Source organism: Flavobacterium nitrogenifigens (assembly GCF_003254565.1).
In the GTDB taxonomy this organism is placed as follows: Bacteria; Bacteroidota; Bacteroidia; order Flavobacteriales; family Flavobacteriaceae; genus Flavobacterium; species Flavobacterium nitrogenifigens.
The window spans coordinates 1-9,846 of the sequence record NZ_QJRI01000144.1; the positions used below are offsets into that span (position 1 = coordinate 1).

General features: G+C 35.3%; 9 protein-coding genes. All 9 read right to left on the minus strand.

The features are described 5' to 3' along the window. The coding region (locus DM397_RS00830) for an Ig-like domain-containing protein (RefSeq protein ID WP_111375747.1) at positions 1 to 3,576 on the minus strand (3,576 nt) is incomplete at its 3' end. Positions 3,577 to 3,600: 24 nt separating this feature from the next. Then, positions 3,601 to 3,900, minus strand: coding sequence for a DUF6916 family protein (locus tag DM397_RS00835; RefSeq protein WP_111375748.1), 300 nt, complete (start codon positions 3,898 to 3,900; stop codon positions 3,601 to 3,603). A 22-nt stretch (positions 3,901 to 3,922) separates the two neighbouring features. Further along, complete coding sequence (locus DM397_RS00840; protein ID WP_111375749.1) at positions 3,923 to 4,420, minus strand: GNAT family N-acetyltransferase; 498 nt, start codon at positions 4,418 to 4,420, stop codon at positions 3,923 to 3,925. A gap of 11 nt (positions 4,421 to 4,431) precedes the next feature. Further along, a complete protein-coding gene (locus DM397_RS00845; protein ID WP_111375750.1) occupies positions 4,432 to 4,947 on the minus strand; it encodes a phage tail protein in 516 nt (171 codons plus the stop codon). A gap of 50 nt (positions 4,948 to 4,997) precedes the next feature. Next, positions 4,998 to 5,519, minus strand: coding sequence for a phage tail protein (locus DM397_RS00850; protein ID WP_111375751.1), 522 nt, complete (start codon positions 5,517 to 5,519; stop codon positions 4,998 to 5,000). A 24-nt stretch (positions 5,520 to 5,543) separates the two neighbouring features. After that, positions 5,544 to 6,053: a phage tail protein gene (locus DM397_RS00855; RefSeq protein WP_111375752.1), complete on the minus strand. Its 510-nt coding sequence runs from the start codon at positions 6,051 to 6,053 to the stop codon at positions 5,544 to 5,546. A 40-nt stretch (positions 6,054 to 6,093) separates the two neighbouring features. Then, a complete protein-coding gene (locus tag DM397_RS00860; RefSeq protein ID WP_111375753.1) occupies positions 6,094 to 6,759 on the minus strand; it encodes a hypothetical protein in 666 nt (221 codons plus the stop codon). A 175-nt stretch (positions 6,760 to 6,934) separates the two neighbouring features. Beyond that, a complete protein-coding gene (locus DM397_RS00865) occupies positions 6,935 to 7,363 on the minus strand; it encodes a response regulator (RefSeq protein WP_111375754.1) in 429 nt (142 codons plus the stop codon). Positions 7,364 to 7,372: 9 nt separating this feature from the next. Beyond that, on the minus strand, positions 7,373 to 8,677 hold the full coding sequence (locus tag DM397_RS00870; RefSeq protein ID WP_111375755.1) for a sensor histidine kinase: 1,305 nt from the start codon (positions 8,675 to 8,677) through the stop codon (positions 7,373 to 7,375). Between the last annotated feature and the right edge of the window lie 1,169 nt (positions 8,678 to 9,846).

Below are 9,846 nucleotides of genomic sequence, written 5' to 3' on the forward strand. Positions count from 1 at the left end.
AGCGGTTTCGGTTTGTGTAGAGCTTGTAGAATTAGTGATCGTTAATGCTAAAGTCTTGGTGTCGCATCCTGAAGAATAGGTGTAATTTCCGGAAGCGGTATAGGTAGTGCCATTTACTGGCCATGTGTAAGAATCACATTTAGAAATAGTTTCAGTCGGAGATGAAGTTGAAGGAGTGATTGTTAAGTTTAAAGTTTTACTATCACACCCAACAACTGCAGTATATGTTCCAGAAACAGTATAAGTTGTTCCATTTGCATTCCATGTGTAAGAATCACATGCAGTTATTGTTTCAGGTGCAGAAGTTGTAGATGGAGTAATCGTTAAATTTAGAGTTTTGGTATCACATCCAACCAAAGTGGTGTATGTTCCAGAAGCCGTATAAGTTGTTCCATTTTCACTCCAAGTATAAGAATCACATGTATTTACTGTTACTGGCGGTGAGGTTGTCGAAGGAGTTCCTGTTACAGTTTTTACTAGAACTCTGTCGCTTGCACAATAAGCTGTTTCACAAGCAACACAATAAGTAGTATTATTTTCTGTAGGTATTGCAGAAACTGAATTTCCTGTTGCAAAACTTGTTCCTCCAGTCATCGCGTTGTACCAAGTAGCGGTTGTACCAAGCGGACAGGAAGCGTTTAAAGTAACAGTTGTGCTTCCCAAACAAGGAATATTTTGTGTATCTGCAGTAACTGTAGCACTTTCTGGTTTAATTGATGTCGTTGTAATATTAGAATTTACAGTCGCAAAATTAGAACCGCTAACAGTTGCCTGATTTGTAACTGAGCATGTATTTTGCGGTAATACACCCGCAGCATTAATTGTCGCACTAAAAGTAATCACAGTGCTTTTTCCAGCAGCTAAAGTAAATGGTCCAGCAGTAAGCGTCTCATTAACAGCACTTGCTGCGACAGTTTTGGCTGATACTGAATTATTAGCAGTATTGCCGCTCATAGATTCTGCTACAGGAGCAGTTGTTTCTTCTTGTGCGATTTCTTTTTGAATAGACATTTTTGAAGCAGTTCCATTGTCAGGAATAGTGACAGTTCCTGAAATTATAGTTCCTGTACCACCTTCGTCTAGTCCTACTCCTGTTGGAGTATTAGCATTGTTGCTATTCCAGAAAGTTGTTAATGCAGCACTTCTGTTTCCACTTCCTGCAACATAGGCTGGACTACCTTGTAAAATTACCGAACAATTTGGCCCCTGAGAGAGCACATCAAAATTTCCTGCTGCCAATCCGCTTGCAGAGTTAACTATATTGCCAGTAACCTTTGCGGCGCTAATCATTGCACTAGAAGCATTATCAGCATAGGCAATTACTCCAATATGAGCGTAAGCATTATTTATAACACTAATGTTATTGTTCGTAATAGAAGCATCAATTCTTCCTGTACTCAATACGGCGTTATCATTTGCTTCAGAAAAAATTCCGTAATTAGCGGCATTAGTAATTACATTATTAGCTATTTCGGTGATATGTTTAGCATTTCCATAAGCAGCAACGCTAATGCCGTTACTAGAAGAAGTTGAGCCTCCTCCATCAATAATATTATTATTTATACGTCCTTTTATAGTCCCAGAGCCTTGATTTCCAACACTACATGCAAAAAGACCATTATAACTTGATTTTAAAGTATTATTTATAATATTATAATTTACAGTTGCTGCACCAATTGCTTGTAAAGATAAACCATTGCTTCCTGGACTTAATGTTGCAGCATTTATTGTATTAGCATCTGTAGATGCATTATTTCCTCCAATTTGAACAGTATTTACAGAAGATCCGCTAAAATTTAGTGCTAAACCAGTAGTTTTTGAGTTAGAAAAATCATTCTTTTTAAAAACTAATGTATTGCTTGTAGTTCCTTTAGCTTGAAAAATAAAATTACTGTCTCCGTTTGATTTATTAAAAGAGTTTTTAAATTGACAACCAGTTACTGTCAAATTAAGTGTAGGATTTTGAGAAAGCTGGCCGTTAAATCCAAAAAAGCCCCTTCCCCAAGAATCATTAACATTTGTGCTTGTTATTGAGCTTGTTCCTTTTAAATTTAATGCAAATATCCCTCCAACACTTACATTTCCTCCATTTGCACTTCCGCAGCCTGTAATTGTACTATTGGCTAATATGAAATTATTAACATCATTTAAATTTATTCCGACAGAGTTTGTAGTACCGGTGATAACAATATTATCTAAATTAACACTTCCAGAGATAGTTTTAAAATGCAGAGCGCCATAAGAATTAGTATTATCGTCTTCAGGATCACTAATTACAGTAGTAGAATTATTTGCATTAGTAAAATTCATGTTTTTAAGCGTTACATTAGCACACGATATAAACTCAACACCTCTTAACGATATATTTTGTATTGTCCCTCCAGATCCTGCAGTAGATCCTGTTCCTGTAACCAGAAAACTTCCTTGTGAACTATTTACAGAAATTCCTTTAGAAATACCACTAGCGGAAATACTGGTGAAAATGCAATCTAAAACACCACCGCTGGTAATATTAACGGCCTGTGCATTTGTTGTACTAATAGTCGTATTCCTTACTTTTAAAGCTCCTACATTCGAACCAAATAAAGTACCTGTTAGCGCAACAGCTTGAATATCATTATTTGCTTTTAAATTAACACCGGCAATAGTAGGATTTGTTCCGCCTGTAGAAGGTAAAGTGTTACTATAGGTTGGTACAGTAAGACTTAATATAGAAGTCAGACTCGCAGTTGCCCCTTGTCCAATTACTTTTTGATTATCATTTAAAGTCAAAAGTCCCGTAACTGCACCCGTATAGATAAAAATAGGATATGCAGAGCTTCCTGTAATACTATTTAAAGTTTTATAAGGTGTAGCTAAAGTTCCGTTTCCTGCTGTTACTGCAGCACTATTAACAAAGATTATAGGAGTACTTACAGTAATACTTACTGTGGCGGTTGAAGTTTTGCCGCTGGCAGTGGCAACAGTATAGGTAAAACTATCAGATCCAGAATATCCAGCATTTGGGTTATAAGTAAAAGAACCATCTGCATTCAAAACAGTAGTTCCGTTTGTTGCTCCTGTCAAAAGCGTTGCTGTTAAAGCAGTTCCATCTGGGCTAGCATCATTTGTTAAAACCCCTCCTGCTGCATCCACATTAATTCCAACATTTCCAATACAGGAATAAGAATTATTGTTTGCTATTGGTGTTGCTTTAAAAGAGTTTGCCACTAAGGTTAGATTAGAATCCAAAATATCCTGAAAATTTACTCCCAATGCATCATCGGCACCTGTATTAGCAATTGTTATAGTATAATCAAGTTGAGAACCTGGTTGAGCATTTCCACCTCCATTTATCGCTACAGCGTTCGTCACAGTAACCGTTGTTGCTACAGTAGAAGTACTAGTTGTACTTTCTTTATTTTCAGCTTTTTCACTTTTATTGTCTCCTTTCTGATGAATAAAAGTTTTTTCAGCTTTTACAAAACTTTCAACTATAGGAGCAACAAAATTTTTCTTAATAATAGTATTGTATCTCATTCCAAAACTTAGAAATCCAATTAGTATTATTACAGCTAAGAGTTTGTTATTTTTCATTTTTTTTGCTTTTAATTAGCCTAATTAAGAAAATACTGCTTCATATTTCATTCCCACTTCATCAAACCCTAGTGGTGTAAGAAATAATTCTAAATCGCCTTCTTCAGGGTGTATAACAGTAAGAATACCCTGTTCGTAATATTCGTCTTTTTGCTGAGTTCGAAAAACAAGAGAAAATGGAGTTCTTTGTAATGGGGAATAACTATTAAACTCAGTTACAGAAATTAACTCAGCGTCATGCTGAATTTCTTTTGAAATTTTAATAACAAATACTCTATTAACTAGAGAATTAAAGCTATTCACAGTGAGTAAAGATACATCCATATAATTTTGTTAATCGTTAATATCAGTTATTAGAATTCCACTCCATTAAGTGGTAAAAACCATTTGTTTCACTTATTTTTTTAAAGCCTAACCTTTTATATAAATTCATTGCAGGATTAAAAGCTTCAACATGTATCGACACTTTTAAATTATTACTACCTGCTTTTTTAAGAATTTCATTTAAAATAGAGCTGCCAATATTTTTATTTCTCCATTCAGGTAATATTGTAATATCTATAACCTTAACAGATTCATTTTCAGAAATAAAATCAATATATAATCTTCCAACTGGGACTTTTTCATTTTCAATTATATAAAATTTTGCATCTAAAAAATTCTTCTGATAATATTCATGCTGGACAGAAAATTGCTGATCAATAAAAAGTCTTTTTTGTTCATCATTCCAATTTGTTCCTTTATCCAGTTCTTCTTGACGGGTACTTCCATATATTTCCCGAAGAAGAGTTTTATCACTTTCCCGAATATCTCGAAGACTAATATTTTTTATTTCTAAATTCAAATCCAGTTAAATTAGCCTCTTGATGGGAAAATCCCCTGAAGAGCAATACAAAAATTCATTGTCAAATAAGGCATCATATTATTGTGTGGCAATCCAGAGCCAGCGATAGCTACAGAGTTTAAACTCATATTAGCATTTGTTCCTGTCTGACCGTAAATTCGTACAGGATTTCCACGTCCTAAACTATTATTTGTTGGAGATGTTGATTGCGAGTTTAAAGTTGCTGCCATTAATGAATGACTATGAGCTGGAATTTCAGATTCAAGCAAACTAACATTTTCACTTCCGCCTGTTTCTCCTAAATCATGTAAAGATAATCCGGGACCTTGTCCAGGATGCATAGGAACACTCCCTTGCAAATTCGGGAGAGCAAAAGTGTTTTTCCCATCCCCCCCATACGTGGTTCCCAATAAAGAAAAAAGTGCTGTATTTTGAGATATAGGCAATAATTGCCCGTTACACATGGCCCAGCCTACAGGTGCAAAATTGAATGGGAAAAGACGTATCTCGGCAACAAATTGATCCATAGATATATTGTTTTTATTTTTATTTAGAAAGTATTGAAAACTTTAAATTTCTATGTTTGAGAAGGAAAAACTCCAAACAATGAAATAATAAAACTGACGCATAAATAAGGTTGAAAATTAGTGTGAGGCTGGCTTCCACCTGTACTTGTAATCGCGGATGAATTTAAAGCTGCTGTTGGTGCAGCACTAGAAAACATTTTACTTCCCGGAGGATTTGTACTAAATAGTGCATTGGAAGGACTCGCAGTATCTGCCAAATCTGTAGTTGCTATTAAACTATGACTATGAGCAGGGATTTGATTAGTCGATAACGTAATACTTTCTACCCCACCTGTTTCTGCCAATGCATAGGGTGTACCGCTAGAGGATGTACCGAAATGGATAGGAACCCTTCCGCGCAAATCTGGTAAAGCAAAAGTGCTTTGTCCATCGCCACCATAAGTAGTCCCAATTAATTGAAATAATGTATCATTTTCAGAAATAGGAAGAATCTGCCCTTCACAGAACATCCATCCTGCAGGAGCAAAGTTTCCTCCAAACATTCTAACTTCACCAATGTAAGGTTGTGACATATCTTTACTTTTTACAATTAATAATTAAGTTTGAGAAGGAAAAATACCTACTAAAGCAATACAAAAATTCAAGGTAAGAAATGGCTGCATGTTTAAATGAGGTTGACTTCCGCCAACACTGCCAAGAGAGCCAGAATTCATCGAAGTAAAATTTTGACTTTGACCGCTGTAAACTAAATTGGGGGCAGTATTAGCCAATAAATTTGATGAACTAGGTATATTGGTACTTACCGAATCTGTTTTCGCCTGCAATACATGGGTGTGCTGAGGCAGTTCTGAGACACTTAAAGTATGTGCTTCTTCTCCACCTTGCTCTCCTATTGTATGTCCATTTCCAAAATGAATAGGAGTTTTTCCTCTTAAATTTGGTAAAGCAAATGTCGTTTGGCCATTGCCTCCGTACATTGTCCCTAATAATGAAAACAAAGCTTGATTTTGGTTTATAGGCAAAAACTGTCCATTACATAAAGCCCAGCCTTTTGGAGCAAAGTTAAAAGACATGATACGTATTTCTCCTAAATAAGGTGTTGCCATAATTTTGACTATTTATAGGTGGTTATTCAAGGTAATTATATTAGACAAAAAAAGAATCAGCAGTAAGACTATGCTTTGAAATTATTTCCTTCTGGTATACAATAGAATTGCCTTCATTTATGATAATTTTTGTTACGGTTTGTTCCATGGCTAAAATAGTTTGAAGAGAAACACTGCCTTTTCTCGTATCATATCCATAAGGATTTAATTTTTGCGTAGGCGCAGGAAATAAATAATGAGATAAATTCACCTCATTACGATAGATATTTAAGTCATGCATAGCTACAGTAATAGCTTCCAAATCAAATCCCGATAAAGATCTTAGAGATTTCCAGTCACCGTTTAAATCTTTTCCAAAACATAACAAAACATTATCTACTTTTCCTGTAGTCTCAGTTTGAAGATGCATGGGAAACATTTTTAAAAGACCATCTGAAGAACTGAAACAATAATTTCCTGAAGCAGCATATCCCGTTTTTTCCCAGTTTAAAATAGATTTTTTATAACAATCTGCAAGAGATTGATCTAAAAGAAAAGCATCAAAAAAAGTTACTTTTGAGAATTTGGCTAGAATATTTCCTTCATCAGTTTCTGAAATCGAAAAATTTTCCAAAGTGCTCTGAGCTACTAGAGAGCCACAAAAAAGAGTTGTTGCACTAACAAATCCAACATTTTTTATAAAATTTCTTCGTGCTAAATTGATCATAATTCCCCGATTTTCTGTTAAATTCACAGTAAAAGTAATAAAAGGAAATATCAAATGATAATTTTTTGTTAATTAACACAATAAAAACCGTATAAGTACGTTGTTTGATTCTTCTTTTTTAAAGAAAACACTTATAAGGCTAGAGATGCAAAGATAAACTTTTGAGTAAGACACGTTAATACACTATAGGGAAATCATTGCGTATCATATCGAGCTTATCCCTGCTGATCGGCTTGTTTATAAACCGAGCCACAAAAGGATTGTTCTGGGCGCGTGTAATGTCATCAGGATGCAACGAAGTGGTAAGCATTAGAATTATGCTTCTGGTTCTAACCACTTCTGAAAACTTGGCATACTGCTCAAGAAACCCATAACCGTCCATGCCAGGCATACTGATGTCTAAAAAAATAAGCTGTGGCAACTCGTCAGGTTCATGCTCTAGAGCCCCGAGATACTCCAATGCCTCTTGGGCCGATTCGCATAAAATAGTCTGCTGGGCAAAGCCACATTTTTCAATCATTTTCTCTGCAATAAACCGGTCTGTCGGATTATCATCGATAACAAGAACCTTTCTGTATAATTTCTTTTGATTTGTTGCTTCCATCGTATATTTTTATTTATCAGTATGCCTGTTTGGAATTTCAATATAAAAGGTAGTTCCCACACCCACAGCAGAAGACACCCTAATCCTGCCACCGAGCCTCCCAAGAGCTTCCTTGACAATATACAGCCCCAACCCTGATCCTAATGTCTTATTAGATGCCCGGTAAAACATATCGTATATTTTAGGTTGGGCTTCTTCGGGAATTCCGATTCCGTTGTCGCTCACTTCTATATTCGTCTTATCTACCAGAATGTCAATCTCTATTCTAACAAAAGGCTTTTCCTTTGAAGCATCCTGATAGCGAATGGCATTTGATATAACATTATTTAGAATATTGTTAAGTCTGCTTCGATCGGAAAAAACTGGTTCCTCCCCTCTGATAACAGTGATAAAATCAACGCTGCGACTACTATCGCCCATGAATTTGAGATTCTTTCCTATCTCTTCCAAAAGCTCCCTGTAGACAATGGGATCATTTGCTATATCAGTACGAAGATTACGTGAATAGTCCAAAATGTCACAAATAAAAGCATCCAGCCTTTCTGCATTACCTTTTAAAGCGTCCAAATACTCCAAAGTATGCTCTTCAGCGGTCTCGTCCTTTACAATTTCAATCAATCCTAGCATGGAATTCAGAGGTGCTCTAAGATCATGAGAAGCGCTATACACAAAATGGTCCAATTCATAATTAGCCCTTTTTAACTCCATATTTTCAACCTCCTTTTTTTTGAAAATCAGATCGATATGCATCTCGCTGTATTTTTTAAACTGATAAGCCCAGAGCCCGCAGACAGAAAAAATCGCCGCTACAAGTACAATATGGAATAAAAAGGTCTGCAGTGACATATGGTCGAGCTGCGTAAAATAAATGCCATCCACACCTGAGTACTGCAAATAGGCAAACAGAGCATGATGAACTATGACAATGGCCAGAAGAGGAATCTGTAACTTCCATTTCTGGTAAGTGATCAATATGGCGCTCGAGAGGAATGCTGTAAAGTGCATTTCAAACAGGCCATGCATCTGATAGATGAACTGAGCCATAAAGAGTCCCAAAACAGCGCTTAAAACATACTGATAGAAGTCCAAATCTGCTAGAAACATTTTTGCCGAAAAATAGGCAACCAACAAGAGTCCTCCAACTCCTACCGCGATCTGCCAGGTATCATAAAAAGTGGCAAGAAATAGCCCAAAAGCAAAGAAGCTAAAGATAAAATAATTGGCTAATTGATCCGATTTGGTTTTAATGGCAGATAGAAATTCCGAAATATGCGCTGACTGATCTAGACTTTCGCTATTTTGCTTTGTTTGCATTTTTTATGCTGTTAAAGATTAAACGCTTCATACTTTAAAATCTTTCCTAAACCTAACACACTAAAAAAGTCCCTAAAATGGCTCTCCAACAGAAGGGAAACGTTCTGCTACTATCTTAAAACCACTGTCTCAATATTTTATTGATTTCTAGATAATCTTGCCCTGCAGCCATCGTCTTTGTTCTTTCAACCCAAAGTGAACTGCATCTTTTCTCAATAGATTATTTCCTCACTAGGCTTCTCCATCTGAATGAACTTCAAGATAGATCTGGAAAATTTTAATTAATTCGGCGTGCATTTAAGATTTAAGGCTAGCCCAGAGCCTGAACTAAATTACAAAATTTTAGATATTTTCTTATAAAGCGGGTAAAAAAAATAAAATCGTCTTACTGAATGTCAGCTGGAATCTTAGTAACAACTTAACAAGAAAAGCAATCCATTATGTAAGTGCCTAATAATTTTCATCCATTGCAGATACATTTACTAGCTCATTAAAACATTTAAACTTATGAAAAGATAAAAAAAATGTTCTTTCAATTTCTAGCAATAACTCCCCTAATGGAATTATATACATAGTCTAGAATGCCATTGTCCCCTCTGCATGTTGAAGGCAAGAATTTAAAAGATCCTTGCAAAAAAGTGACATCTCATGCTTTGATTATAATAAATTGGTAACTTATGTAAACCTAGTAATAAGTTCCTTTAATCAACCATACCCGAAGCGCGGTTTTTATAATTATCCTTCGTCCTCTTGGAGTATGCCTAAATCGAATTGTCTATGGAGAGAATTACCATAATTATCTTAGAACTGTATGGCAATATCTATCGAACCATCCAAATTTAAAGAATATAAGTAATGTTATGCTTGAAACAACCAATTAACCTATAAAAATACTTAGAACAAATGGGAATTGGAAAACCACAGCTGACGAGCATTCTTTGTCACTTATATAATTATTTTCAAGATTTAGTAAATAGAATTAGGGTTAATGATACAAATAATACCTGCGGAATAATAAGAACAAGATACCAATAAAATTAACTTACCTTCTTTTATCGTAATTAAAACTAAAGTCTATTATATTTCATTCTTCAATTTAAAACAAAAAATCCCCATCAATTAATGATGAGGATTCTTAAAAGAAAGGCGACGACATACTCTCCCACAAT

Bases quoted from the DNA above. Each gene is read 5' to 3' on its own strand.
- DM397_RS00845 (WP_111375750.1), bottom strand. From the start codon at position 4,947: ATGGATCAATTTGTTGCCGAGATACGTCTTTTCCCATTCAATTTTGCA.
- DM397_RS00860 (WP_111375753.1), bottom strand. From the start codon at position 6,759: ATGATCAATTTAGCACGAAGAAATTTTATAAAAAATGTTGGATTTGTT.
- DM397_RS00855 (WP_111375752.1), bottom strand. From the start codon at position 6,053: ATGGCAACACCTTATTTAGGAGAAATACGTATCATGTCTTTTAACTTT.
- DM397_RS00835 (WP_111375748.1), bottom strand. From the start codon at position 3,900: ATGGATGTATCTTTACTCACTGTGAATAGCTTTAATTCTCTAGTTAAT.
- DM397_RS00865 (WP_111375754.1), bottom strand. From the start codon at position 7,363: ATGGAAGCAACAAATCAAAAGAAATTATACAGAAAGGTTCTTGTTATC.
- DM397_RS00850 (WP_111375751.1), bottom strand. From the start codon at position 5,519: ATGTCACAACCTTACATTGGTGAAGTTAGAATGTTTGGAGGAAACTTT.
- DM397_RS00870 (WP_111375755.1), bottom strand. From the start codon at position 8,677: ATGCAAACAAAGCAAAATAGCGAAAGTCTAGATCAGTCAGCGCATATT.